General features: G+C 38.1%; 18 protein-coding genes. 10 read left to right on the top strand and 8 right to left on the bottom strand.

Going from position 1 to position 26,927, the window contains the following annotated elements:
• Window positions 1–1,236 (bottom strand): ROK family protein, encoded by a 1,236-nt coding sequence (locus G9H65_RS06865; RefSeq protein ID WP_166374611.1) that lies wholly within the window; start codon window positions 1,234–1,236, stop codon window positions 1–3.
• A 594-nt stretch (window positions 1,237–1,830) separates the two neighbouring features.
• Between G9H65_RS06865 and G9H65_RS06870 the strand changes: the two genes are divergently transcribed.
• The 5 genes from G9H65_RS06870 to G9H65_RS06890 all read left to right on the top strand — a co-directional run bounded on the left by G9H65_RS06870 (window position 1,831) and on the right by G9H65_RS06890 (window position 12,812).
• Window positions 1,831–4,917, top strand: a complete 3,087-nt coding sequence (locus G9H65_RS06870) for a SusC/RagA family TonB-linked outer membrane protein (RefSeq protein WP_166374612.1) — start codon at window positions 1,831–1,833, stop codon at window positions 4,915–4,917.
• 17 nt (window positions 4,918–4,934) lie between these two features.
• Window positions 4,935–6,539, top strand: a complete 1,605-nt coding sequence (locus G9H65_RS06875) for a SusD/RagB family nutrient-binding outer membrane lipoprotein (RefSeq protein WP_166374613.1) — start codon at window positions 4,935–4,937, stop codon at window positions 6,537–6,539.
• Between the two features lie 145 nt (window positions 6,540–6,684).
• Window positions 6,685–10,005 carry a VCBS repeat-containing protein gene (locus G9H65_RS06880; protein ID WP_205753265.1) on the top strand — a complete coding sequence of 1,107 codons (3,321 nt, stop codon included), beginning with the start codon at window positions 6,685–6,687 and terminating at the stop codon, window positions 10,003–10,005.
• Complete coding sequence (locus G9H65_RS06885) at window positions 9,990–11,330, top strand: vanadium-dependent haloperoxidase (protein ID WP_166374614.1); 1,341 nt, start codon at window positions 9,990–9,992, stop codon at window positions 11,328–11,330. The genes G9H65_RS06880 and G9H65_RS06885 overlap by 16 nt, the downstream gene beginning before the upstream one ends.
• A gap of 33 nt (window positions 11,331–11,363) precedes the next feature.
• Window positions 11,364–12,812, top strand: coding sequence for an alpha-L-fucosidase (locus G9H65_RS06890; RefSeq protein WP_166374615.1), 1,449 nt, complete (start codon window positions 11,364–11,366; stop codon window positions 12,810–12,812).
• Window positions 12,813–12,874: 62 nt separating this feature from the next.
• Here the strand turns inward: G9H65_RS06890 and G9H65_RS06895 are convergent, their stop codons facing one another.
• Window positions 12,875–14,203, bottom strand: a complete 1,329-nt coding sequence (locus tag G9H65_RS06895) for an APC family permease (protein WP_166374616.1) — start codon at window positions 14,201–14,203, stop codon at window positions 12,875–12,877.
• A 53-nt stretch (window positions 14,204–14,256) separates the two neighbouring features.
• Here G9H65_RS06895 and G9H65_RS06900 point away from each other — a divergent pair, with 53 nt between their 5' ends.
• Window positions 14,257–15,522, top strand: a complete 1,266-nt coding sequence (locus tag G9H65_RS06900; protein ID WP_166374617.1) for an aspartyl protease family protein — start codon at window positions 14,257–14,259, stop codon at window positions 15,520–15,522.
• Here G9H65_RS06900 and G9H65_RS06905 read toward each other — a convergent pair.
• Window positions 15,519–16,637 carry an endonuclease/exonuclease/phosphatase family protein gene (locus tag G9H65_RS06905; RefSeq protein ID WP_166374618.1) on the bottom strand — a complete coding sequence of 373 codons (1,119 nt, stop codon included), beginning with the start codon at window positions 16,635–16,637 and terminating at the stop codon, window positions 15,519–15,521. The two genes, G9H65_RS06900 and G9H65_RS06905, sit on opposite strands and share 4 nt — an antisense overlap.
• 150 nt (window positions 16,638–16,787) lie before the next feature.
• On the opposite strand from G9H65_RS06905, the gene rpmB reads away from it, so the two are divergent.
• Together rpmB and G9H65_RS06915 are read left to right on the top strand one after the other, a co-directional pair.
• Window positions 16,788–17,027: a 50S ribosomal protein L28 gene (gene rpmB / locus G9H65_RS06910; RefSeq protein WP_109322213.1), complete on the top strand. Its 240-nt coding sequence runs from the start codon at window positions 16,788–16,790 to the stop codon at window positions 17,025–17,027.
• 62 nt (window positions 17,028–17,089) lie between these two features.
• Window positions 17,090–18,193, top strand: a complete 1,104-nt coding sequence (locus G9H65_RS06915) for a HesA/MoeB/ThiF family protein (protein ID WP_166374619.1) — start codon at window positions 17,090–17,092, stop codon at window positions 18,191–18,193.
• On the opposite strand, the gene rimO is transcribed toward G9H65_RS06915, so the two are convergent.
• Entirely contained in the window at window positions 18,190–19,515 is a 1,326-nt protein-coding gene (gene rimO / locus G9H65_RS06920; RefSeq protein WP_166374620.1) for a 30S ribosomal protein S12 methylthiotransferase RimO, read from the bottom strand. The two genes, G9H65_RS06915 and rimO, sit on opposite strands and share 4 nt — an antisense overlap.
• Window positions 19,516–19,658: 143 nt before the next feature.
• On the opposite strand from rimO, the gene G9H65_RS06925 reads away from it, so the two are divergent.
• Both G9H65_RS06925 and G9H65_RS06930 read left to right on the top strand, forming a co-directional pair.
• The gene (locus tag G9H65_RS06925) at window positions 19,659–20,363 is read left to right on the top strand and encodes a 3-keto-disaccharide hydrolase (RefSeq protein WP_166374621.1); all 705 of its coding nucleotides are present in this window, start codon (window positions 19,659–19,661) and stop codon (window positions 20,361–20,363) included.
• Window positions 20,364–20,530: 167 nt separating this feature from the next.
• Window positions 20,531–21,424 carry a carboxypeptidase-like regulatory domain-containing protein gene (locus tag G9H65_RS06930; RefSeq protein WP_166374622.1) on the top strand — a complete coding sequence of 298 codons (894 nt, stop codon included), beginning with the start codon at window positions 20,531–20,533 and terminating at the stop codon, window positions 21,422–21,424.
• A 554-nt stretch (window positions 21,425–21,978) separates the two neighbouring features.
• Here G9H65_RS06930 and G9H65_RS06935 read toward each other — a convergent pair.
• The 4 genes from G9H65_RS06935 to G9H65_RS06950 form a co-directional block, all read right to left on the bottom strand.
• Complete coding sequence (locus tag G9H65_RS06935) at window positions 21,979–23,271, bottom strand: type II toxin-antitoxin system HipA family toxin (protein ID WP_166374623.1); 1,293 nt, start codon at window positions 23,269–23,271, stop codon at window positions 21,979–21,981.
• Window positions 23,265–23,612 (bottom strand): helix-turn-helix transcriptional regulator, encoded by a 348-nt coding sequence (locus G9H65_RS06940; protein WP_166374624.1) that lies wholly within the window; start codon window positions 23,610–23,612, stop codon window positions 23,265–23,267. Before G9H65_RS06940 ends, G9H65_RS06935 begins: the two co-directional genes overlap by 7 nt.
• Window positions 23,613–24,112: 500 nt before the next feature.
• The gene (locus G9H65_RS06945) at window positions 24,113–25,012 is read right to left on the bottom strand and encodes an alpha/beta hydrolase family protein (protein ID WP_166374625.1); all 900 of its coding nucleotides are present in this window, start codon (window positions 25,010–25,012) and stop codon (window positions 24,113–24,115) included.
• Between the two features lie 196 nt (window positions 25,013–25,208).
• Entirely contained in the window at window positions 25,209–26,129 is a 921-nt protein-coding gene (locus tag G9H65_RS06950; protein ID WP_166374626.1) for a hypothetical protein, read from the bottom strand.
• Window positions 26,130–26,927: the final 798 nt, after the last annotated feature.

Here is a 26,927-nt window from a genome sequence, read left to right on the forward strand (position 1 = left end):
TCAATTATTTTCAGCTAAGGTCTTGTGAATGGCATATGCTTGCAATCCTAGTACCTTGGCCTTTTCACCCAGTTCAGATATTTCTACAGATAGATTTTCTTTGTAATCGGCAAGGCAATATTTGTAGATGGCTTGTTCAATGGGGTTGCTAATGAACTTGCCTGCATGGGCCAATACTCCATGGATGATGATGGTTTTGGGATTTAATAAGTGTACAGCTATTGCCAACACTTTCCCCATTTCATGACCCATGTCTTGTAATAAATCAATGGCCAATTCATCTCCACGGTTGGACGCATCAATGACCATTTCAATGTCTATTTTTTCAAAATCTTCATTTGCCAATAAAGAGACATTCCCTTCTTTGATAAGTTCTTTGATTCTCTTGACTAAATAGGAAGCCTTGGTAACGGTATCCAAGCAACCCACTTTTCCGCAATAGCATAATTCACCTTGAGGTCTTACTTGAATGTGGGCTAGCTCACCAGCAAATCCTGATTCGCCGAGTACTACTTGACCATTGACCAATAAACCAAAACCTACACCATTCCAATCCATATTGACGGTGATCGCGTGTTGTATATTTTGGGCAAGACCAAAATGGTGCTCCCCTAGAGTAATAGCTTTGGTGTCATGAATGACATAGGTAGGAATGTGGAGTGATTTTTCAAGTTCAAAAGGAAGGCTTTTGCCTTTAGAACAAAGATGAGGATAGGTATAATTAATGCCCGTTTTAGGATTGATCAATCCTGGCATGGAAATACTGATAGCTTCTAAGTCCGTTATTTTACAGGCAGCAGCTTGAAGTACGGCCACTATTTCCTGGGTAAGGGATTCAATAATGGGTTTGTTTTCTATAACAACCGAGATAGCTTGACTAAATATTACCTCATTATGTAAGTTCAGTAAATAGGCTTTACTTGAATAGGTGTTCATGTCAATCGCCAATACATACCTGTCGTGGGGATTGAGTCTATATAAAGCAGGCTTGCGACCTAACTGAACTTCCGCGGGCCCGATTTCTACGATCCATTTTTCACTCATTAACTCTTCAATCAAACTAGTTACCGAAGGAACGCTCGTGTGTAAGTGTTTGGTCAATTGAGCTATGGTAAAGCTACCGTGAGTATAAAGATGTTGAAGAAGCTTTCTCTTTAGTTTGTTTTTTTTGAGGTCAACAACGGATTCTTTTTCTACAGGCTCGCTTTCAGAAATTGATTTAAACAAATCTGACATAATTAATAGGTTATATGTTGAATCGAACAGATAGAGACCTAGGTCTTTAACTGGTTTTTTGGTTTAAAGATTAACTAAATATAAACAATTCATGGAAATCTATCATGGAACTGATGAAAATCAACAGGTTAGGCCATGACAATAACTGCCTTGAAAAGGTCAATGTGTTTTATTACGTCAGTAGAAAGAGATGCTTAAATGTAAGGTAATTTTTACAAATTTCTGTTTGGGTATAGTTAAAATTAATATTTGAATAATCCCAACGGCTGTATTTTCTTATATGAGATGCTGATTGATGCATAAATGTCTCCCCCGAGATTTAATCTCAAAAAATCAGGCATTCATCACTTTTTTTAATCAATTATTAAAAAATATTATTAATATAGCGTTGTTATTAATTTTACTGATTAATAATATCTGTGTTAATGATTTTTTTAAATAACATATAGCACGTTCAATTGTTGTTTTTAAACCCTATCCCAATAAATCTATGAAAACAAAGTCTTTTTTAGTTCCACCTTAGCTGGACAAGCGTATTGATTAATGAATGGATTTACATTCTAATAGATTTTTTCACAGAAATAGTTCATAAAAATGAAAGCATGCAAAAATAAGTTTACTCTGATATTTACTGCATTACTTTTTCTTACTTGTCAAGCCGTTTTTGCCCAAACAACAGTTCAAGGAAAAGTAACTGACGACAGCAATGTAGCCTTACCAGGTGTAAGTATTCAAATCAAAGGAACCTCCAAAGGAACAACAACGGATGTTTCGGGTTCTTTTACCATTAGTGTAACCAAAGGAGTTACTTTGGTATTTAGCTCAATAGGTTTTGCAACGAAAGAGGTAATTACTTCTGATAGTCCCATGACCATGGTATTAAGTAGTGATTCACAGTCTTTGGATGAAGTAGTTGTTACAGCCTTAGGTGTTTCAAAGGAAGCCCGAAAAGTAGGTTACGCTGTCACAAAAATTGACGGAGGTTTAATGACGAAGGCAAGGGAAACTAATATGGCTTATTCCTTGGCTGGTCGAGTGGCTGGTTTAAACATTTCTGGAACCAGTGGTGGTCCAGGATCCTCAGCACGTATCTTATTACGTGGGATGGCAAGTTTCACGGCAGCATCTCCTTTGATTGTCATTAACGGTGTACCTATGGATAATACACAGCGTGGTAGTGCAGGAGAATGGGGAGGCGCAGATCAAGGCGATGGTATTTCGAACATCAATCCAGATGATATTGAAGATTTAACCGTGTTAAAAGGAGCTTCAGCTTCTGCTTTGTATGGAGCAAGAGCAGCCAATGGTGTTATTTTAATCACGTCAAAATCTGGTAAAAAAGGAAAAATGTCTGTTGAGTATAACCTAAACGGGGTTGCAGATAAAGCTATTAATTTTACGGATTATCAATATATGTATGGTCAAGGACAAAATGGCTTGAGACCAACATCGGCAACTAGTGCCTTAAACAGTGGAATGCTTAGCTGGGGAGCCAAACTAGATGGAGCTCAAACCATTCAATTTGATGGTAAAAACTATCCTTATTCGGCTGTTACGAATAACATTGAAACCTTTTACAGAACGGGTTCAACTTTGACTAATTCCTTATCTCTTTCCAATGCCACTGATCAAGGAGCTTTCCGTTTATCATTAGCGAATTTGGATAATGAATCAATTTTACGAAATAGTGGATTAGCTCGTAAAACCATCAATTTTACAGGTTCTCAAAAAATGGGAGATAAATTGACAGTTAATTTGATGGTTAATTACATTGATGAATTGGCGAAGAATAAGCCCAATTTATCTGATGGTCCATTGAATGCCAATAATATTCAGTTTTTGGCAACCAGTGTTAACCAAATGGCTTTGCAACCTGGCTATAATGCTAGTTCCCCTTTAGGTGCTGAAATTCAGTACAATGATGATATCTATGTAACGAACCCTTGGTTTGTGGTTAATAGATTCAAAAATAATGTAAGCAGAAAACGTTTAATCACCTCTCTTTCTGGTAAGTATGATTTCACCAAATGGTTGAATGGTACTGTACGATTGGGTTATGATTTGATGAATGACGGAGTTGATAAAATTACTCCAACAGGAACAGCCTATTCCAATGGGTTAAAAGGTGGCTATGATGAATTATCCAAAGCTACCAGTGCGGAACTTAATGCAGATGCATTTTTATCTGCTTCAAAGGATATTACCGAAGACTTTAGTGTAGATGCTTTGTTAGGTGCGGCATTCCGTAATAATAAATATGATCGCATTGGTATTAATGGAGGCCCTTTTGTTATCCCATATTTCTATAGCCCCAATAACGTTTTATCCTTTGGTAGGTCATACAATTATGCCGAAAAGCAGACACATTCAGCCTATTATTCATTGGATATAGCTTTTAGAAGAATTTTGACATTGTCTACCACAGGTCGTTATGATGCATTCTCAACCTTGCCTGTTAATAGCCAAGGAATTTTCACACCTTCCGTTTCATTAAGTGCCGATATTACGGAACTCGTGAAGATGAAGGATTTGAGTTATGGAAAATTGAGAGGTTCATTTGCCGTAGTCTCTGGAGAACCAGTTAATCCTTATAGTACTTCTCAATATTATAGCGTGGGATCAGCTATCCAGGGAATAACGACAGGCTCGTTTAGTTCTACCTTGCCTAATTTGTTTTTAAAGCCATATACATTAACTGAAATAGAGTTTGGAACGGAATTAAAATTCTACCAAAATCGACTAGGGATAGATATTGCCTATTTTGATCGTAAAACTAAAAACGAAATTATCAATGGGTCTTTATCTGATGCGACAGGTTATACGGGTCAATACATTGGAACAGGTTCTACACAAAATTCAGGTTTAGAAGTGATGTTAAGTGGTACCCCAATTCAGGGAGCAGATTTCACATGGAAAACATCCTTGAACTTTACATCGGTAGCCAATAAAATTGTTGATATCACAGGTTCAGGAGCTGAAAATGAGCAATTATCTTTAGGAACTTATCGCCCTCTTAATGCCAATACGGCATTAATCAAAGGAATGCCAGGCCCTCAAATTATGGCCTATGATTTCGTTCGTGATTCCAATGGCAAAACGCTTATTGATGCTTCTGGTATTCCAGTGCAGGCTTCTGCAAGAACAGCTATGGGTTCAGTTCTACCTAAAGTTTACGGAGGTTTTAATAATGAGTTTTCATATAAAGGATTCAACTTTGCCTTCTTAATTGATTATCGTTTCGGCAATAAAGTGCTTTCTGCAACGAATTATTACACGATTTTCCGTGGTTTAAACCAAATGACATTACCAGGACGTGATTCTGGTGTGGTAGCTGATGGAGTGACTACCTCTGGATCGGTAAATGCCGTTTCTGTCCCAGCTCAAATGTATTACCAAAATTTGGCGAGAAGAATTTCTTCACTTAACGTGATGGATGGAAGTTTTATTAAACTACGTCAAATAACGGTTGGCTATACCCTTAGCAAGAAACAGTTAGGAAACTTACCATTCCAGTCTGTCGGTATATCGCTTGTGGCACGTAACCTATTCACCTTGTTGAAATATACAGACAACATTGATCCAGAAGCAGGTTTCTCTTCTTTGATCAATTATGCAGGTATTGAAGGAAATAGTTTACCTACGACGAGAACTTATGGATTTAACTTAAACATTAAATTCTAATCAAAATTTGAAAGAATATGAAAAAATTAATGTTATATATCGGTTTATCGGCACTGCTAGTTCAAGGATGTACTTCCGAATTTGAACAAATCAATACCGATCCCAATGCAACAAGTGCCGCGGTATTTAATCCGAATTATTTGTTGTCTCAATCGCAGTATGAATATGGTAATACGGGATATTCCCAATTATTATTTCATAGTATGTGGTCTCAGTCATTGGCCTCCACTTTCTCATACTATGGAAATGGAGACAAGTACGTAGCATCTGGTAGTTTTCTTGATTATCAAGGTCGTTTATGGGGCGAAAACTATCGTTCTGCCACCTTGGCTTTTGAGATGCAAAATTTAGTAAAAGATAAAGCCGAATTATCTAATTTGTACCAAGTAGGTACTATTATGAAAGTGCTTAACATCGCTAGATTGACGGATAATTATGGAGATGTTCCTTATACCGATGCTTTAAGAGCTAAAGACGGAATTTCACAGCCAAAATATGATACTCAACAAAGTATTTATATCGGAATGCTAACGGAATTAGAAGCTGCGGTTAAAGCTTTGGATGCAAATAAAGGCGGTCCTACCACAGATTTAATGTATGGAGGAGATGTAACTAAGTGGAAAAAGTTTGGAAATTCATTGATGTTACGCTTAGCTATGCGCATGACCAAAGTGGATGAAGCTGCCGCAAAAGCATGGGCTGAAAAAGCATATGCTGGTGGGGTATTTACTTCCATTGCTGACAATGCTAAAGTGTTGACGGATAATAGTACCAACTCAAATAATACGACTGGAGCTTTACGTGTTCCAGATGATTATAGAGAAGTACGTTGGAGTAAAACCTTAATGGATTATTTGAAGGCAAGCAATGACCCTAGAATTTCTGCCATTGCCGAAGTTTCACTTCCTGGCTATGCCAATAACTCGAATCAAGATTTGGCTGGAGATAATTCGGCTGCCATTCAGATTGGTTTACCTAATGGATATGATTTAAATGGTGGAGCTACCGATATTAGTAAGCATCCACAATATCCAGGCGCCTCTGGTTCTGGTTCTGATTTGGCAGGTGTTGGAAAATACTCACGACCAAGAACAGCCATTTATTTAGATCGTAGTGGTGTGAACTTCATTTTAACTTATGGTGAAGTGGAGTTATTATTAGCTGAGGCTAAAGTTCGTGGTTGGAATGTAGGAGCTGTTTCAGCTTCTGAGCATTATGCCAATGGATTTATTGCTTCCATTGCTTCATTGTCTCAATTTAACAGCAATGCAGCCAATGATGCCGCTATCAAAGCTGCTGTAGCAGCAGCACCAGCTTATTTGGCAGCTAATCCACTAACGACAAGTTCCGTAGCTGCATCCTTAAAGCAAATTAATGAGCAAATTTGGTTGTCAACGTCAACCACATTTAATTTCATTGAAACTTGGATTAACTGGAGAAGATCAGGATATCCTGAATTGAAAGCCATCAATTTTGCTAATAATTTTTCTAATGGAACTATTCCAAGAAGGATTCCTTATAAGGCAAGTGAAGCGTCTACTAACCCGACCAATTTAGCGTCGGCAGTGAGTAAACTTGCTGGCGGGAATAATTTTACTTCTCGTACTTGGTGGGACAAATAGTAGCCCATTTACGTAGCAAATATGCTATGTGGATTTAGAAATGTACCTTTTAATAAAGGTGTTTTTTTAGTATAAAGATTGTGATATTACATAACTTCGACTGAATTTTTCGGTCGAAGTTTTTGTAATTAAGCATTTTAAGAACATGAAGGTTTTCCTTTCTTTTATTGGATTTATATGGCTGCTCATTGGGTTGAATAGCTCAATGCTCCATGCCCAAAATCCATTATTTAAAAAATTGGATGCTCAACGAACGGGCATTGGTTTTGCCAATACCATCCAGGAATCAGAAGACTTAAATGTCATGTCGTATGAGTATTTTTTTAATGGGGGAGGTGTAGCTGTTGGGGATCTAAATAATGATGGCTTAGAAGATGTATTTTTTTCGGCCAACATGAAACAAAATAAGCTGTACTTAAATCAAGGAAAGCTGAAATTTAAAGATATTACTCTAAAGTCATGTCCAGGTATAGCAGGGAAAAAGGGAGCATGGAAAACCGGGTTAAGTATGGCAGATGTCAATGGGGATGGTTACTTAGATATTTACCTCTGTTATTCTGGGAAATTAAGTGAGGAATTACGTAGAAATGAATTATATATCAACCTAGGAAAACAGGCGGACGGAGTACCTAGGTTTGTCGAAAAAGCCAAAGAATATGGACTCGATAGTCCTTGTTATAGCACACAAGCCGCTTTTTTGGATTATGATGTAGATGGAGACTTAGACATGTTTCTATTGAATCATAATGTAAAAAAATATGACAATATGGAATTGGCACGCTTGAGAACGGAAATAGATACATTGGCAGGTAATCGTTTGTTTGAAAACAGAAATGGGCATTTTACAGATGTTACGGCCAAGGCAGGAATCCATCAATACCCTTTGACATTTGGACTTGGTGTCGCCATTGCCGATGTCAATATGGATGGCCTAAGCGATATTTATGTTACGAACGATTACAATGAGCCAGACTATTTGTATCTAAATAAAGGAAATGGGACGTTTTTAGAGCAAACCCAACGGAATTTTAGGCACCTTGCTCAGTTTTCCATGGGAGTAGATATTGCCGATTTTAACAATGATGCACTACCCGATGTCCTCACATTGGATATGCTTCCGGAAGATAATCGAAGACAAAAGCTTTTACAGTTACAAGAAAATTATGAGTCCTTTGAATTAATGCAACAGCAAGGACTAAACAAGCAGTATATGCACAATATGTTGCAATTGAATTTAGGAAACGATAAAAGCGGTTTTCCCGTATTTAGTGAAATAGCCAGATTAGCAGGTGTTTCCAATACAGACTGGAGCTGGTGTCCTTTAATCGTGGATTTTGATAATGATGGAAACAAAGATATTTTCATTAGTAATGGCTATTTACGAGATTATACCAATAAGGATTTCTTGAAGTATTGGGGAGATTATAAAATCAAGAAAGCAATAGACCGAGAATCAGTTCAATTGATGGATTTGGTGAAGGCTATGCCATCCACAAAACTGGCGAATTACATCTTTAAAAATGAAGGTAATCTGACTTTCAGTAATCAACAAGTTTCATGGGGTTTAACGGAGCCTACTATTTCCAGTGGTTCTGCTTATGCAGATTTAGATAATGACGGGGATTTGGAATTAATCATCAATAACATTAACCAAGAAGCTTCCATTTACCAGAATCTTAGTACCGAATCAAAAAATCAATCTTACCTTCAATTCGCCTTGCACGACAATAAATCCACGAGAACCATCGTGGGAAGTAAGGTATATGTCTATGCAGGTAAACAACAGCAGTATCAAGAGATTAACCCCTTCAGGGGGTATTTGTCTTGTGAATCAAGTCGCTTGCATTTTGGATTAGGAAAGGTCACTTTAGTTGATTCAGTAAAAATTATTTGGCCTGATAAAAGCGAGCAATGGCTTAAAAATATCCAGTCCAATCAGCTGCTCCACATTTATAAAGCAGGTAGCATGATGGAAAAAGTGTATGCGAATCAAGAAGCCCTTTTAAATAGAGTAGGACCTTTGATTCCTTACCGCCATAGTGCTTACCTAGAAAATGATTTTAAAAGACAGCCATTGATGTTGTCCATGTATTCATCCGTGGGACCGGTATTGGCTAAAGCCGATGTGAATAATGATCAATTGGTTGACCTTTTTGTCAGTGGAGATAAGAATCAAAATGGAAAAATTTGGCTTCAAGTTTCAGATGGGAAATTCTCGCCACTTCCGTTGGAGATTGGTGATGAAAGTACATCAGCTATTTCTGCAGCTCTTTTTTTTGATGCCAATCAGGATGGTTTTCAGGATTTGTATGTGGCGAAAGGAGGATATTCCCTCTTTGAAGCCAATACGCCCAATCTTCAAGATGAATTGTATATCAATGACACCCATGGAAGTTTTTATAAACAAGCACTTCCTGATTTAAGTGCTAGCAGCAAAGGTTTCGTTCGTTCCTGTGATGTGGATTTGGATGGGGATTTAGACCTTTTTGTAGGAGGCCGCGTTGTTCCTGGGAAATACCCTCTTTCCCCTCTATCTTATTTACTTATCAATGATGGCAAGGCACATTTTACGTTAGCTGATATCCCTTTTTCTCAAATAGGCATGTTAAGCGACGCCCTCTGGTATGATATCAATGAAGATAAGAGGCCAGATCTAATCATGACGGGAGAGTTTATGCCAATCAAAGTATTTCTTAATACGGTTCAAGGTTTTCAAGATACAAGTGCTCAGTATTTTAATCAAGGTGACCTTGGGTTTTGGAATACCTTGGCTATAGGAGATTTTAATCAAGATGGTAAACCAGATATTCTGGCTGGGAATTTGGGTACCAATGCCGTGATAAAAGCCAATCAAAAAAATCCAGCAGAACTCTATTTTGCTGATTTTGATATGAATGGATCTATTGATCCCATATTGACTTTTTTCGTTCAATCTAAGGCTTATCCCTATGTTAGTCGAGATGAATTAAATGATCAAATTATACCTATGAGGAGGAAATTTTCATCTTATGCCAATTATGCGGATGCTACCATACAGGATATTTTTACGAAAGAAGCCTTACAATCTGCCACTAAATTAAGTCTAAAAGAGCTACAAACATGTCTTTTTATCAGTCGGCAGAAAGATGATAAAAGCTGGTTTTTTCATAAGCAAATATTGCCTCAAGAGGCCCAAATGGCTCCTGTTACCCAGTTGCTTATCAAGGATTTTGATCAAGATGGCAATTTGGATGCCTTGCTAATGGGTAATAAATCAGATAATCGACTGAAATTAGGCAGTATGGATGCCAATTATGGATTTATGTTTAAAGGTAATGGACAAGGAAAATTGGAATATGTGAATCAACAAAAATCGGGATTGTATATATTGGGAGATGTTAAATCCAACATTGAAATACCCGTTGCAGGCAAAAATTACTTGATAATTGGAGCATTTAATCAACCCTTACAATGGTATCAAGAATGAGAAAAATAGGTAAATATGTTCTGCTGTTTTTGTGTCTTTTCTTACATCAGTTATCCATAGCCACGGTTGTCAAGCCTGCACTGGATTCCTATATCCAGCCTGTAGTCATGTCTACTACGATGGTGATGATTCATGATGTAGTCAATCCTCCTGCAGCAGCTAGATTTTATTCATACATGCTGCTAAGTGCCCAAGTGATAGTCTCACAGGAAGAGAAAGAAATACCGTCTCCGGCTGTCTTATTGAAAAACTTCCCTAAAATAAGTATATCCAAAGGACCAAATGCTCAAATTAAACTAGCGGCACTTTACAGCATACTTGAATCAGGAAGGTTGTTATTGCCTTCAGGATTCCAATTAGAAGCAGATCAAAAAAAATTAGTGGTCAAGTGGAAGAAAGCAGGATTTTCAGCAAAGGAAATTCAAGAATCCATCGAATTAGCTACCCAGGTTTCCAATCAAATAGTGGCTTGGGCAAAAACAGATGGTTACTTTACATTAAGCACCTTACGTAGGTACCGTCCCCTAAAAGACAGAGGGTTTTGGTATCCTACTCCACCAGCTTATATGGAAGCTGTGGAGCCCCATTGGAGTACCATTAAGCCTATGTTCCTGGATAGTGCTAGTCAATTTAAACCTCACCCTCCCGTAACCTATCATGAAGACCCCAGTAGTGAATTTTATCAGTTAGCTAAGGATGTATTTGAAATCAAAAATAAATTAAGCCCAGAGCAAAAGTTGATTGCCGCATTTTGGGATTGTAATCCATTTGCTATAAATACCTCAGGACATATGTCCATTGGTTTTAAAAAAATGAGCCCAGGGGGGCATTGGATGAATATTGCAGGAATAGCATGTCGTAAAAAGCAACTATCATTTGAAAAGACTATTTTTTTGCATGCTTTAGTGGCAACGACCTTAATGGATGCATTTATAAGTTGTTGGGATGAGAAATTTAGAAGTAATCGAATTAGACCAGAAACGGTTATTCAGCGATTATTTGATATACATTGGCAACCTTTGCTACAAACACCTCCTTTCCCGGAATATACCAGTGGGCATAGTGTCATTTCCACAGCAGCAGCAGAAATTCTCACCCATTTTTTGGGAGATTCATTTAGTTATATGGATGACTCAGAAATTTATTTTGATCTAAAACCTCGTTCATTTTCATCTTTCCGGCAGGCCGCAAATGAGGCAGCCATTTCCCGATTGTACGGTGGAATACATTATTTAGATGCCATTGAACAAGGGCAGGTTCAAGGAAGGAATATTGGTAATTTTATCATAGAAAAGATTAAAACAGCTCAAATTAAGACATTTTAATAGGAAGTCAACACGCATTTTTAAAGCGCAATTATGAAAAAAGTTTTTGTTTTAATAGCATTATTATACTGTAGTATGATTCCCTTTGTACAAGCTCAGCAGCATTCCGAACAGAATCATCAGCAGTATATTTGGCCCAAGGATGCCCTTGTCAAAAAGAAATTAGACCAATGGCAAGACAATAAATTCGGTTTATTAATGCACTGGGGAACCTATAGTCAATGGGGCATCGTGGAATCTTGGTCTTTATGCCCTGAAGATGAGGGTTGGTGTGAACGGAAAGGGCCAGCATCAGCTAATTATTTTGAGTATAAAAAGGCCTATGAAAATTTGCAAACAAGCTTTAATCCGATTCAGTTTAACCCGGATAAGTGGGCCCAAGCAGCACAAGATGCTGGGATGAAATACGTGGTTTTTACCACCAAACACCACGATGGTTTTTGCATGTTCGATTCAAAATATACCACCTATAAAGTCACGGATAAGAAATCGCCCTTTTCCAGCAATCCAAAAAGTAATATTGCCAAAGAAGTATTTGAAGCTTTTCGAAAAAAAGATTTTATGGTAGGAGCTTATTTTTCAAAACCTGATTGGAATACTCCTTCTTATTGGTGGCCATATTTCCCTCCGAAAGACCGTAATGTCAATTACAATCCCAAGAAATATCCTCAAAAATGGCAAGAATTCAAGGATTTTACTTATAATCAAATCGAAGAATTAATGACTGAATATGGTAAAATGGATATTCTTTGGCTCGATGGTGGCTGGGTAAGACCATTTTCATCGATAGATACGAGTATCAGCTGGCAAAGAACCATTCCTTATGACCAAGACATCGATATGTCTAGAATTGCAGCTATGGGTCGCAAGAATCAACCAGGATTGCTCGTCGTAGATAGAACAGTAGGAGGAGAGTATGAAAATTATGTAACTCCCGAACAATCCATTCCCGATCATTATATGCCGATACCTTGGGAAACATGTATGACCATGGGTTCTAGTTGGTCTTTTGTACCAAATGACCCCTATAAATCGAGTCGTGAAATCATTCAAACGCTGGTTGATATAGTAGCAAAAAATGGAAACCTACTATTGAATGTAGCACCAGGGCCCGATGGAGAATGGCATGCCGAAGCGTATCAACGAATGAAAGAAATAGGTTACTGGTTAAACATCCATGGGGAATCTATTTATGGTACTAAACCAATTGCACCCTACCGCGAAGGCCAGTGGGCATTTAATAGAAAAGGTCAATCGGTTTATGTTACCTATTTGCCTAAAATGGGAGAGAGTATGCCTTCTCTCATTACAGTGCCCTGGAAAAGCGTAGGAAAGAGTATGCTGGTTCATTTGATCGGAGAATCAACATCTTTATCTTATAAAATAACAGCTTCGGGAATACAAGTTCGTATACCAAATTACATACAAGAGAAATTAACAGATAATCCAGCATGGGTGTTTAAGATAACCCAAACGTTGTAAACTAATTTGATTCGTGAGTTGTAAGGTTTTGCTATACAATTTAATATGAAGAAGCTTTTTAATTATTCTAATCTTTTCGATTCAAACAGACTTCGATACAAAACATAGGTACCTACCACGAAAAGGAGCACGTAGATGCCACTGCTAGGGTTTTGGACCAATGTGCCCGCTAAAAACAGAACGGAAACTACTAACAAAAGGCTAGGAACATAAGGATAAGCCCATGCTTGATATGGTCGGTGCAAGTGGGGTTCCGTATGTCGTAATCTCAACAAGGAAGCGAAACCAGAGATATAACTGGCCACAAAGAAAAAAGTAGCAATATCCGACAGGCGTTCATTCAAAGTTTTGCCTGTCAATAAGAGCAGACAGGACATGCCCACGGTTAAATGTGTAGCAAAACTAGGGCTACCTAAGCTATTGACCTCACTCGCTTTTTTCCAAAAAAGCCCATCGCGACTCATCGAATAGAGCACCCGAGGAGCAAACATCACTTGAGTGTTCAATATGCCAAAAATACTGAGGGCTAAAAATGCGGTAATCCATTGGCCTGTACTACTGCCAAATAGTAACGTGATGGCCTCTGCAGCCGCTAATTTGGAATGCCTAACCTCTTCTAAGGGAAGTACATACAGTATGGCGATGTTGATGAATAGATAAATAGTCGCCACGGAAATGACTCCGATGTACATCGACTTCGGCATGCTTTTTACTGGATCCGCATTTTCTTCCGTGAAATATGCGGCGGTATGCCAGCCATCAAATGCATAGAAAATAGATAATAAGGCTGTCATGATGCCCGACCACAATGGAAGTCCTTTAGGGCTAGCATGGCTTTCATGCCACATGCCCCCAGAACCATATACCAAGCAAAGGACAATAAAACCTAGAAGTGCGATTGCCTTAATTCCTGAGAGCCATTCTTGGGATTTACCTGCCATGACCACACCCCATTGATGGAAAAACCATAAGAGAACCAAAGTGCCTACAGCTACATTATTTTCCTGATGTTCAAAAAAGGGGAATAGTATCCCCACATATTCACTAAATGTATATGTGCCAAAGGCCAAAGCCGTAACTGTACCTAACCAAGAACTAATCCCAACTAAAAATCCAATATATCGCCCAAATGCCCTTTCTGCATATCCATACCAAGCTCCAGCTTTGGGAATGGATAAACTTAGTTCCAACACGGTACTGATGCCCAATAGGGCATAGGCCGCTACCAAGATCCATAGGCCGATAATTAAATACGGATTGGCTAATTGATCTGCAATAGGACCCGGCTTGCGAAGTATTCCCGTTCCCACCGTTCCTCCCAAAGTGACCGCCACTCCGAAGCCCGTACCCAAAACTTTCCAAAGTTGATTTGTTGGCTTATTTTTCGACATAATTGAACAAAAATAGCTTAAATTTAGTTTTCGCAAGGCTTATCTAACAATGAATGAAAAATAGCTTTTTCATTAAGCTGTGTGTTCTATTACTAATTTCTACCGCTCTTTTTGCCCAAAGGCCTAAAGTAGTGAAGGAAGAGTACATCAGTTTCCATTGGAAAAAAACCAAAAAGACTGTTTACATTCCTTTTGATTTGTATTCCAATCTGGTCATTATCCCCATCGTCCTTAATGGCTCTGATACCCTCAAGTTTATTTTGGATACGGGTGTCGGAACGACCATTTTATCCGACCCTGAGGTAGCTAAAAAATTAGGATTGAAATCCGTTCGGAAAATTCAAGTGAATGGAGTCGGAATGGGAGACCCTATTACTGCCAACATAGTGATTGATGTGCGGATGAACATTGGAGAAGCACAAGCGAACCGACAAAGCATCATTTTTTTGGATACCGATGTATTGGATTTATCTAGTTTTGTCGGCACTAAAATTCATGGGATTATTGGTTCTGATTTGTTCAATAATTTAGTGGTGACGATGGATTATTTGAATCGTAAAATTGAACTACGCTATCCAATTAACTATAAATACAGGGCCAGTAAAGGGCTCAAGTTTCCCATCACCCTGCTAGATAACAAACCTTATATTCGTGGTGTAAATTTGACGAATAAGCAAGGCACAACCTCCGATTTATTGTTGTTAGATTCAGGTGCAGGTCATGCATTTTCCATTGAAGGTCAAACGGGTGATACCACCAAATTTCATTTATCTGAATACCAATTTCAACTAGGTAAAGGATTAAATGGAGTCATTTTAGGGCATTTGGGGAGAATTAAACAAGTGGGCTTAGGTCCATGGAAATGGAAGGAGGTGGTTAGTTCTTTTCCTGATTCTTTATCGTATCAAGTAAAGCAAATGCAAGGTATTTCACCTGTTTCAGGAAGTATCGGAGGGGAGTTTTTGAGAAGATTTAAAATTACCTTCCACTATTTAGACAATTATGTAGTATTTAAGCCCATTGCATCTCGATTAAATCGTCCTTTTGAAGAAGGGCTTTCAGGACTTACTTTGGTGTCCATCGCCCCAGAATTCAAGCGCTTTAAAGTAGAGTCGGTTCAAGATGGCTCACCGGCAGACGATGTCGACTTTAAGGCGGGGGATGAAATCTGGATGGTGAATAATCGCAAGGCTACGGAATACCGATTGGATGAGTTGAATCGATTACTTCAAACCAAAGTAGGGGATAAAGTATTGTTTTTGGTCAAAAGGGGAACCGAAATCCATTTGAAAGAAATTACGCTAAAAAGGTTATTCTAGTGCTTTTTTATCACGTAACTAGCCACAATCGGGAAATGGTCCGAATAGGTAATTTTTCTCAACGTAGTGAATTGTAAAATCTCAAATTCCTTGCTGAAAAACTGGTTGTCGATCCGCACCATGTACGGACTACGATTCAAAGTAAAGCCAAATCCACGGCCTGCACTTTCAAAGGCATTGTCCATCCTTTCGCGTAGGGTACCATAGGCCCATCCATAAGGCGTTTCATTTAAATCACCCATAACCAAGACGGGATAGGGGCTTTGCTGAATGATGCGATTGATTTGGCTAATTTCTTCCTTATGACGGATGAAGCCTTTTTTAAGGGAAGCAATGATACCTCGTCCCTCTTTTTTAGCATCTTCGTAATCTTGATCCCGAATTTTTCCAGTGACTTTTCCTACTCGGATTCCCATGGACCAAAGCTGCAAATTGATCACCCGAATGGTATCTTTTCCTTTGACCAAATCCGCAAATAGAAATCCATTGGCCGAGTTTTTAAATTGTTGACCTTCTTGATGAATGATGGGGTACTTGGAAAATATAGCCAAACCCATTTTTTCCCTTGAATCAAAAATCTCTTTTTTTAGAGGTAGTATGGCATAATGGGGATATTGATCCTTCATCATGCTAATACTTTTGTAGGCTGGCCGATCGGCATTGGAATAAAACTCTTGGAAACATTTGATGTCGGCCTCATAATCCCGCATGAATTTTTTCAAATTCTCTACATTTTCTTCGTTGGCCTCGTAGGCATTGGAATACATGCCAAACACATTGTAATTCAATACTTTAATGGGCTTCTCTAGGCTTTCTTTGGGATTGTGAATGGCGATACTTCGCTGGATGAAACTTAGGCCTAAGAGTAAGACAGTAAGGGGCAACAAGGCCCTTTTCGCTCGTTGGAAGATCCAATAAATCAGCGAAACGAAACAGAGTATCTGGGCCACGGGCATACTCATCATGATGAATCCCGCCAGCCAATGATCTATAATTAAGGAATAGCTTAGTAAATAGGTTAATAAGGTGTATAAACACAAGGGTAATGTTCCTAACCAAATGATGGAGGAGATGATTTTTTTAGGAAGAGATTCGGAGGTTTTACGCTTACCCATACTCAAAGATAACGATTGAATGATAATGGGAGAGATATTTTATAAATTTTAGAAAGAGGATTGCAATTTTATAAAATTATGAGTACTTTTGCCATCCGATTTGATAACAAATATAATTCAAGAGCGAGTCTCAAATAAAAAGCAAATATTATGGCAAAGGTTTGTCAATTAACTGGAAAGAGAACAAGAGTAGGAAACAATGTTTCTCACGCAAACAATAAGACAAAACGTAAGTTTTTCCCAAATTTACAAACGAAGAAATTCTTTTTAGAATCTGAAGGTGTTTGGGTACGTATGAAAGTAAGCGCTAAGGCGATTCGTACCATCAATAAGAATGGTTTCGAAAAGACCTTAATTGCTTCTGCACGTAAAGGAACTTTATCTGTATAGATTGTAAAATTTTTACGAAATTAGAGCCTCTTTGAAAATCAAAGAGGCTTTTTTTGTTTCACATGCTTTCATCCGAAGATTACATACGTTACCAAAAACAGCTTAAAATGGCTGATTGGGGAGAAGAGCAGCAGCTTACGCTATCTCGAGCTAAACTCTTGGTCGTGGGTGCTGGTGGACTCGCCAGTGGGGCATTGCCTTATTTGGCAGCAGCCGGTGTTGGACATATGACGATTATTGATGGTGATACGGTGGATTTGTCTAATCTTGGTCGACAAGTCATCTATCAACAAGCAGATTTGGGCGAGTTTAAGGCGAAAAAGGCCGAAGCCTATCTACAAGCCTTAAATCCTAGCATTCAAGTTCTGGGAATAGCACAGAAATTGACGGAAGAAAATGCAGAAAAGCTCATTCAATCCGTGGATTTGGTGATCGATTGTACCGATAATTTCAAAACAAGGTATTTAATTAATGACCACTGTGTAGCCATGGGTAAGCCATTTATCTATGCCGCTATTCATACTTGGGAAGGCCATCTTAGTGTGTGTAATATGCGCATGGCATCAGGTAAAATGAGTCCGACTTACCGTTGTTTTTTTCCTAATGAACCAGGGCCCAATGAAATCCCGACTTGTGATGAAGCTGGCGTATTGGGTTTTTTGCCAGGTATGTTAGGCATCATGCAAGCCAAAGAAGCGATCTTTTGTTTAGCAGGCATGCCATCTCCAGCTCAAGGTGCTTTGATGACTTGGGATGCCCAAGAAATGCGCAGTTACTTTTTTGCTTTAGAAAGAGATCCCCTGGCCGAAGAAAAAATTTTTCCCGTTACCGAAGACAGCAGTGTTGTACGAGAATTAAGTCCCGAGGAGGCCTTTGCCCAATGGCAGGATGGTCAGATCGACTACGTATTGGATGTACGGGAGGAAGATGAATGGGATTTTGCTCGCATCGAAGGGGCAATTCATATTCCTATGAATGAGATTCCATCCAAGCTCTCAAATTTGCCTAAAAGTGCTAGAGGCTTGGTGCTTTGTCACCACGGTATGCGTTCTGCCAACGTAATTGTTTACTTGCAGCAGCAAGCAGGTTTCAAACATGTATTTAACCTAGCTGGTGGCATTGACGCCTGGTCTAGGCGCATCGATCCCGATATTCCTCGTTATTAAGAAACGATGGTTCCGTATAAATCAAATTCTTCAGCACGGTCTATTTTGACCTGAACAAAATCCCCTAATCTAGCATATTGTTCCGCTGGAATCAATACTTCATTATCCACTTCAGGTGAATCAAATTCGGTTCGGCCAACGAAATAACCACTCTCTTTGCGGTCAATCATGACTTTGTAGGTATTTCCTACGCGAGCTTGGTTCAGCTCTTCCGAAATGCCTTGTTGTAAGGCCATGATTTCATCCGAACGCTCTTGTTTCACTTCTTCAGGGACATCATCTTGAACGGAGAAAGCGTGGGTGTTTTCTTCATGACTGTAATTGAAAATACCCAAGCGATCAAAACGCATACGTTCTACGAAGGAATAAGTTTCATCATAATCTGCTTCGGTTTCACCCGGATAACCTGAAATCAAAGTAGTTCTCAAAGCAATGTTAGGTACCGTTCCACGGATGGTTTCAATCAATGCTTCTGTTTTTTCTCGAGTAATACCACGGCGCATACGCTTTAAAACGGCGTCTGAGCCACTTTGAAGGGGCATATCCAAGTACTTACAAATATTCTCTCTTTCTGCCATCGTCTGCAAGATTTCTACGGGAAAACCTGCTGGATAAGCATATTGCAAACGGATCCATTCAATTCCATTGACATCAGAAAGGCGCTCTAATAATTCTTTTAATTTGCGTCCACTTGAGCTTCCAGCCTCTTTGAAGTCCAAACCATAAAAGGTTAAATCTTGGGCAATCAGGATAAGCTCCTTGGTGCCCTTCTTAGCTAAGGAACTAGCCTCTTTGACTAATTCCTCCATGGGACGAGAAACGTGGTTCCCACGCATCAAAGGAATGGCACAGAAAGAGCAAGGGCGGTCGCAACCTTCCGCGATTTTCAAATAGGCATAATGCGCAGGCGTGGTCAACAGACGTTCACCCACTAATTCATGTTTATAATCAGCTTTTAGGGCTTTCAGTAGGCGAGGTAATTCATTCGTACCAAAGAAGGAATCCACCATGGGGATTTCTCTTTCCAAATCATCCTTATAGCGATGAGAAAGGCAGCCTGTCACATAGAGCTTGTCTATTTTACCTGCTTCTTTGGCATCTGCATAGCGAAGAATGGTATCAATGGATTCTTGTTTGGCATTATCAATAAAGCCACAAGTATTAATCACCACGATGTTGGCCTTATCTTTTTTGGCTTCATGTGTCACTTCCAAGCCATTCCCTTTTAATTGGGTAAATAGCACTTCCGAGTCGACTAAGTTTTTGGAACAACCTAGGGTAATGATGTTGATGGAAGGTTTGGCGACAACTTTAGTTTTCATGAAGCATGATTAAATGAACATGCAATTTACGAAGAAAGAACGAAACCTCGATTTTTACCTTTTTTGTGTAATTTTTTCTTTTCGGGATACAAATTTTAGATTCTTTTTATAGTATTGCAGTTCACAAAATCTAAATGTTAATTATGAAGAAATTTATTTTAGCCTGCTCTTTGATGGCCATGGGAATCGTTACCTTGGCTCAGACAGCTAATACATTGACTAGCAAGGAAAAGAAAGAAGGATATCAGTTATTGTTTGACGGAACTACGTTAAAAGGATGGCATGCATATAATAAGCCAGGTACTGTGGGTACATCTTGGTCAGTAACAAATGGAGAGATTGGATTTGATGTGACTAAAAAAGATGGTGGAGATTTAACCACCGATCAGGAGTTTGAAAACTATGATTTTTCGGTAGATTGGAAGATTTCACCTAAAGGAAATAGCGGTATTATTTTCAATGTAACGGAAGATGCTAAATACCATAGTTCATATAATACAGGTCCTGAAATGCAGGTATTGGACAGTGATGGACACCCAGATGGAAAGATTTTCAATCACCGTGCAGGAGATTTGTATGATTTAATTCATTCATCTAAGGAGACAGCGAAGCCAGTAGGCGAGTGGAATACAGCACGTATTGTGAATAACCGTGGTTTATTGCAATTGTATTTAAATGGGGAGAAAGTAGTGGAGACACGCTACGACGATGAGAACTGGAAAAAGATGATTGCTGGTTCAAAATTTAAAAACATGCCGGGTTTTGGTGTGAATATGAAAGGACGTATTTCATTGCAAGACCACGGTAATCCAGTATGGTTTAGAAATATCAAGATTAAGAAATTGTAGGTGAATGTTAATAGATTGATGATAAAGGCCTGAGAGAGATCTCAGGCTTTTTTTGTTTTTGGGGATTATCAATTTGTGATAAGTATTTACTTGGTTTTATTGCTCCAGCGCAAGTATTATTCAAATTGCTTTCATCAATTTTAGGATTTCAAAATGATGTAATACGGATGAACATTTCCACCCAAAGAACATACTTGATGTATGTTGTTTTACTCTTGCTAAGGCTAAGCGCCCATGCTCAGAACCATTCAATCCAATTGCTTAGTCGGGACGATAGCGCTGTTGTACCTTTTGCCTCCATCTTATTTGAACATAAAAAAGTAGGCTTTCATTCAAATGAATTGGGTCAATTTACTTTAAAGTCTAAACAATCCATTGATACCATCACGATTCGTTCCATAGGTTTCCAAGATACCTTGTTGATTGTTAATTATTCGGAAATGAAGGGCGAAATGAAGGTGTTTTTGAAACCGAAAGCATTCCTATTAGCTGAGGTTAAGGTGTTTTCTGATAACAAGCCCTACACCAGTATGAAGCCTATCAAAAAAACAGGACATTCTTTTCAACAAGGTGGAATGGGTTCTCAAAGTGGTTTGTTATTGACAGATCAACGATTGTTTTTTCGTCAGATACAAAAGGCCCACTTTTACATCAGCAATTTAGGGAATAGACATTTTCCATTTCGAATTAGAATATATAGCCTCCAACAAGGAAAACCAGCCCAAGAAATTACGCAGGAAAGTATCATTGTTCATGCCAAACACCGCGGTTGGAATGAGTTTGATTTAAGTCAATATGCCTATTTTGTGCCCGATGGAGGCTGTTTAGTGGCGATGGAATGGTTGAATTTTGAGAATCATTTTGATGATGTAAACCAGCGATTTTATCATGAAAAATACGAAGGTCAGGTATTGGGTTTAGCAGATTACGGCAAGGGTTATTTGGGATTTTCAAAGACAGAATTCAGCTCATGGAATTTTAATGGGGATTATTTACCTCATTTTCAAAAGACTAAAATGAATATGTTTTTGAATCCAATGATTCGCTTGACGGTGAAATAGGGAAAAGCTTGAGAATTCATAAAGCTATTCGACATGTTCTAAATGGTATGTCGAATTGTTAATGAAAAGAATCTTTGATTCGCATTCATCCGAGTAGAAGTTTTTTGTAGTAGAATTGGGTGGGATTGTAAATCCCTTGAATCTGAGGTTCGACATAACATATGTCGAACAGCGGGTTTCTAAATCATAAAAAAAAGACTTAAGAAATCTCCCAAGCCTTTATATGAAGAATACATGAACCACGTAAAATTTGCCATTTACCATTTTATCAACTACCTAGGTCTTTCTTTTTTTTCAAAAAAAGAAAGACCATAGTATGCTATGCTCAATCGAATTGTAGATAAAAGAATCTTCGATTCGCTTTCATCTGTTTATGTTGTAATTGATAGGGATTGTAAATCCCTTGAATCTGTGGTTCGACATAATATATGTCGAACAGCGGATTCGCATTCATTCGTGTAGAGGCTTTTTTTATGGTAGAATTGGGTGGGATTGCAAATCCCTTGAATCTGTTTTCGACATAGCATATGACGAACATCGGGTTGAACTATCTGTTATATACTCCTGAGGATCCCATTTATTTTATCTCGTTGTATGGGATTGACTTGGGCCATTTCAGCAAACTCGTTCCATTTTTTTACCGATTGGTGAATTTGATCAATAATGCCTTTGGCTTGTTTTATGTTCATGGATTTTGCCACAATTTCCAAATCATGTTTCTTTATTTCATCTCTTTTTCCATTGACACGTAGAGCATGTTGGCTCACCCATTGGCTGTCTGGTCGGTAGGCAAAGCAAACATCATAGGCAGGACTTAATTCCCATTGGCTACCTTTTTGCAGTCGGAAAGCAAAGTTTTTGGTATGATCGTCGCAATTTTTGGCCAATACATTCAACACCATACGCCTAAACAGTTGCTCCGCTGCGGGATAAGGTAAACGTAGTTGCCTCATTGTTTGGAAGAGTTGCTCGTAACTAAAGCTGGTGATTTGGTTGAAATCGACATGTTGCATCGCACAAAACGTTTGAATATGATGCTTTTCATTTCCTTCCCCTCGATCAAATCTCTTGGTCATAAAATGAGCTCGTCCATGTTCTTCCAATAATCTGGACTCCATCATGTCCACTCCACAGGCTTTCGCTAGGTAGTAATAAGCCATTTCGATACGACCATAGCCTGTGCTTTCACCAAATTGCACATCACTCACCGTATCGAGTTTAATTAACCAATGCTCAAAACCTGCTGGAGCCATACTTTGGCCTGATTTTACTTGGCCGGTTTTTGGATGATAGGCGATGATGGCCTTGGGTCTCGCCCCTCCAGCGGATGTTCCAATTTTCAGAATATCCATCATGGCTTTTTCCTCATCTTGATTTAAGTTGGTTTCAAAGCCTTCTTTTTTATGGACTAATTTCTTTATAGTTTTCAGTAAACTGTCTATTTCAATATCATTAGCGCCTTTCATGTGGGCGTATTGACTAGGTTCAAATTCCAAAGCCCCCATACCTCTAGCTCCTATAAAACATAGCAACTCGACGGGATTCATGCTGTTTTCTGCTCGCCCGTGCTGAGCAAGCCAACTGTTGATTAATTGATTTCCATAATCATCCGGTAAGACATCCGCCAATAGTCCCGGTAGTCCCTTAAATGTTTTTGAACCTCGTAACTCAGGAAAGGAGAATATGCGACCCTTGCTTGATGCTATGGGCATTTTAATAGGAGATAAATCCCAGTTTTTTTCTAAGAATTTTGGGGTATATTCAAAATCCGCGATTCCTTCCTCTGCATTCCATACCACAGCGCCCACGGTTTCATTCCATATTTTGATGATAGCTGTAGTTACCATGATGAATCGCTTTGAATTGGTTTATTTATGGGACTGCGTGCCCTTTGCTTTTTCTTTTTAGCTAGTTTAGCCAATAGCAATGGACTGATTTTTTCTTTTGTTGAAAATATGTCCAACAAATGCAAAACGTCTAGCGCCCGCATGATTTGAATCAAGGATACCAAAGAAATAGCTTCTCCCTTTTCAATTTGTGTCACGGTCCATCGATTCAATCCCGACTCTAGGGCTAATTGAGCCTGCGTTTTATTGATTTCCAGTCGTTTTTGCTTTAAGTAAGCACCTATGGATTCCACGATGGCTTGATCGCTTTGAGTTGACCAATTTATGTTGGTATTTTCCATCTTAATATTGAATATATGTATATAAAGTTGGTATATGCCAACAAATATAATCATAAATAGATAAAAAAATCCGATGAGTTATTGATTATGTTTGTATAAGCCAACTTTATGATAAATATATTCATATAATGTTGGTTTTTGCTATCAATAAATTGATAATTTTAAGAAACAATAGATAAAAAGGCTTGAGAAATCTCCCAAGCCTATGTAATATGAATTTACAGTAAAATAACGTAGCTATTCGACATGTTCTAAAAAGCATGTCGAATTGTTAATTAAAAGAATCTTCGATTCGCTTTCATCTGTTTTATGTTATAATTGATTTGGATTGTAAATCCCTTGAATCAGTTTTCGACAGAGCATATGTCGAACAGCGGCTATCTTCGATTCACTTTCATCGGTGCAGAAGCTGTTTTAAATTACCATTAATTGGGATTGTTAATCCCTTGAATCAGTTTTCGACATAGCATATATCGAACAGCGGGTTTGCTGGTACCGCATTATTTTGAATCCTTAGCCTTCTTAATGTTTAAGGTTTTCTGTTTTATCCATTGAATAGAAATGTCAAAAGGTGCTGTATCATGGTCAGATACCGTATTGTGCCCCAATCTTGAAAACAAGGTATATTCGAAAGGTTTGCCTTGAACTTTAAACGTATTTAATTGCTCGATGCACAACTTGACGGGAATCTGTATGTCTTTCTCACCAAAAAGCCAAAGTACAGGAATAGAAAGTTTATTTAGAGATATTTTTGGGTCAGTTGCTACGAATTGATATTTGTCTGGGTCATTTTTAGTATGCTCACGAGCATCTTCTTCTGTATGATTTTCCCAAAAGCGATTGTTTCCATTTGTATAAAACTGAAAGCGGAGCTGTTCTAGGGTTGTGATGGTAGGGCAACTAAATAAAACCATAAATGCTACGTGTGAATTTTTGTTGGCAGCCATTGGAATGATCCATCCTGCTTGACTGAAACCAACTAATCCAATGGGCATTTTTTTACCTTTCCAATAGGTACGAAACGTATTTACTGCTGAATTTGCATCGTGAGATAGCAAATTAAGATTAGTGGTGTCAATGTTATTCGTGCCAACGGATGGTCCGACATAGATACCACCGGATTCTCCAACTCCTCGTTTATCATAGGTTAATACGGCAATACCTGCTTTTGCCATTCGTTTTGCGAACTCCATTTCTCTTTTTACTGGGTCAGAACCGTGAACAATGACCACGGCTGCCAATGGATTTTTAGGAATTAAAACTGAGCCAGCAAGCGTGATGCCCTGACTTTCAAACTTGATGTCTTGAATGACAATGTCGGTGGATTGTGAAAATACGGAGAAAGGTAAGCTTATTAATAATATCCCAATAAAGAAGTTTGAGCAAAATTTGATTTTCATGATGAGGTAAAATGAATGGAAATGGAAAGCAGGGATGAGTAATAAATGGGTTCCTAAATTTAATACAAGTGCATTTCAAATTCCGTTTATTCGTCATTCGACACGACCCTGCGGTTTACACCGAATCCGCTACTCCATAGTTGCAATTAAATGCATCATTCATAAACCGTAATATTCAATAGAAGACAAAAGGCTATTAAAACTTTATCCTGTATTCAATATTCGCAATAAAACTTCTTGTCAGACCATCTGGTCGTGCATCTCTTACAATGAAAGGTGCGCCTAGATTGAGTTGAAGGAAATTTTTACTATTTACTTCATAGTCAAAATACACATTGCCATTGAGCGTAAGTCCTTTTGAACCTTTAATTTCTTTTACCACATTCAATTCATCGCTATACTTATCATTAGCTAAGTGATAAATAGGTAATGCACTAGCTGTCAATTTCAGTTTAGAACTTACTTGTATAGGATAGGATATTCTCAATAAAACATCCCCGCTTCTTTGATATTTGTTTGTTGTCTGGAATGACCTCAACATGGAATTAGCGGGAAAATTAGTCGAAATAAATTGATTTTCGTTTTGACTTACAGGTTGTTGGATAGCTGCCACTACTTGTATTTTTTTTAAATCGTAACCTATACCAAAAATTACATCAAATGTTCCCAAACTAGCTTGATAGTCCATCGGAAGTGGAACTTGGGAAGAGGTTTTATTGGCGTTCGACAAAGGTATTTTAGCTCCTAAAGTGAATTTTACTTTATCACTAGCTTGATAATTGGAATTTAAAAAAAAGTCGGATATTCCAAATGTGGATATTCCATTTCCACTTTGTGCAAGTGTAGTTAATTTAGCATCTAGTCCAAAATTCTTGCTCAACTGCCTATTATATTCTACATAATTTCCATAGACAGAAATAGCGTTGTCTCCTTTGCCCACAAAAGCCCCAATTTTAAATTGATTTTTAATGGGCTCTCCTCCATTCGGTTTAAAGCTGTTGATCGTACAAAAGCCAGCATCGCTACAGCCTTGTCCATAAGTATAGTATGACAACAAACACAGGAGGGACCCTGCTAAAATGTATTTCCACTTAGCTATGATTTGATTCTTAGACATATGTTTTTTTGTTATCCTCTGGGTTTGAATGCCTTTTGTCAATAAGCCAAATGGGTTAGATCAAGCTGGCATATTTCATAAAAATAGAATTAAATGTTTGTAATTCAGCGCTTCCAATCAAAACTTAATTTTGGATTAACTTGAAAATTTTTCCAAGGTCATCTTGAATTATATTATTTCAAAAAAAATTCAGCTATTCGACATGTTCTGAAAGGCATGTCGAATTGTAGATAAAAAAGAATCTTCGATTCTCATTCATCAGTATAGATTTTGTTCTATGTTACCATTGATTGGGATTGCAAATCCCTTGAATCTGTGGTTCGACATAACATATGTCGAACAGCGGTATGAATGAAATCATTCAGGCATTCAAAATCTATAAATTATAATTTATAATTCTCTTAGTATGCTATTCGACATGTTCTGAAAGGCATGTCGAATTGTAGATAAAAAAGAATCTTCGATTCTCATTCATCAGTATAGATTTTGTTCTATGTTACCATTGATTGGGATTATAAATCCCTTGAATCTGTGGTTCGACATAACATATGTCGAACAGCGGTATGAATGAAATCATTCAGGCATTCAAAATCTATAAATTATAATTTATAATTCTCTTAGTATGCTATTCGACATTTTCTGAGAGGCATGTCGAATTGTAGATAAAAAAGAATCTTCGATTCTCATTCATCAGTATAGATTTTGTTCTATGTTAGCATTGATTGGGATTATAAATCCCTTGAATCTGTGGTTCGACATAACATATGTCGAACAGCGGTATGAATGAAATCATTCAGG

The organism is Aquirufa ecclesiirivi, assembly GCF_011250515.1.
GTDB lineage: Bacteria > Bacteroidota > Bacteroidia > Cytophagales > Spirosomataceae > Aquirufa > Aquirufa ecclesiirivi.

What these genes read in the sequence shown, in the direction of transcription:
- G9H65_RS06870 (WP_166374612.1), top strand. Translation starts at nt 1,831, where the DNA reads ATGAAAGCATGCAAAAATAAGTTTACTCTGATATTTACTGCATTACTT.
- G9H65_RS06915 (WP_166374619.1), top strand. Translation starts at nt 17,090, where the DNA reads ATGCTTTCATCCGAAGATTACATACGTTACCAAAAACAGCTTAAAATG.
- rpmB (WP_109322213.1), top strand. Translation starts at nt 16,788, where the DNA reads ATGGCAAAGGTTTGTCAATTAACTGGAAAGAGAACAAGAGTAGGAAAC.
- G9H65_RS06950 (WP_166374626.1), bottom strand. Translation starts at nt 26,129, where the DNA reads ATGTCTAAGAATCAAATCATAGCTAAGTGGAAATACATTTTAGCAGGG.
- G9H65_RS06945 (WP_166374625.1), bottom strand. Translation starts at nt 25,012, where the DNA reads ATGAAAATCAAATTTTGCTCAAACTTCTTTATTGGGATATTATTAATA.
- G9H65_RS06865 (WP_166374611.1), bottom strand. Translation starts at nt 1,236, where the DNA reads ATGTCAGATTTGTTTAAATCAATTTCTGAAAGCGAGCCTGTAGAAAAA.
- G9H65_RS06890 (WP_166374615.1), top strand. Translation starts at nt 11,364, where the DNA reads ATGAAAAAAGTTTTTGTTTTAATAGCATTATTATACTGTAGTATGATT.
- G9H65_RS06885 (WP_166374614.1), top strand. Translation starts at nt 9,990, where the DNA reads ATGGTATCAAGAATGAGAAAAATAGGTAAATATGTTCTGCTGTTTTTG.
- G9H65_RS06940 (WP_166374624.1), bottom strand. Translation starts at nt 23,612, where the DNA reads ATGGAAAATACCAACATAAATTGGTCAACTCAAAGCGATCAAGCCATC.
- rimO (WP_166374620.1), bottom strand. Translation starts at nt 19,515, where the DNA reads ATGAAAACTAAAGTTGTCGCCAAACCTTCCATCAACATCATTACCCTA.
- G9H65_RS06925 (WP_166374621.1), top strand. Translation starts at nt 19,659, where the DNA reads ATGAAGAAATTTATTTTAGCCTGCTCTTTGATGGCCATGGGAATCGTT.
- G9H65_RS06875 (WP_166374613.1), top strand. Translation starts at nt 4,935, where the DNA reads ATGAAAAAATTAATGTTATATATCGGTTTATCGGCACTGCTAGTTCAA.
- G9H65_RS06880 (WP_205753265.1), top strand. Translation starts at nt 6,685, where the DNA reads ATGAAGGTTTTCCTTTCTTTTATTGGATTTATATGGCTGCTCATTGGG.
- G9H65_RS06930 (WP_166374622.1), top strand. Translation starts at nt 20,531, where the DNA reads ATGAACATTTCCACCCAAAGAACATACTTGATGTATGTTGTTTTACTC.
- G9H65_RS06935 (WP_166374623.1), bottom strand. Translation starts at nt 23,271, where the DNA reads ATGGTAACTACAGCTATCATCAAAATATGGAATGAAACCGTGGGCGCT.
- G9H65_RS06900 (WP_166374617.1), top strand. Translation starts at nt 14,257, where the DNA reads ATGAAAAATAGCTTTTTCATTAAGCTGTGTGTTCTATTACTAATTTCT.
- G9H65_RS06895 (WP_166374616.1), bottom strand. Translation starts at nt 14,203, where the DNA reads ATGTCGAAAAATAAGCCAACAAATCAACTTTGGAAAGTTTTGGGTACG.
- G9H65_RS06905 (WP_166374618.1), bottom strand. Translation starts at nt 16,637, where the DNA reads ATGGGTAAGCGTAAAACCTCCGAATCTCTTCCTAAAAAAATCATCTCC.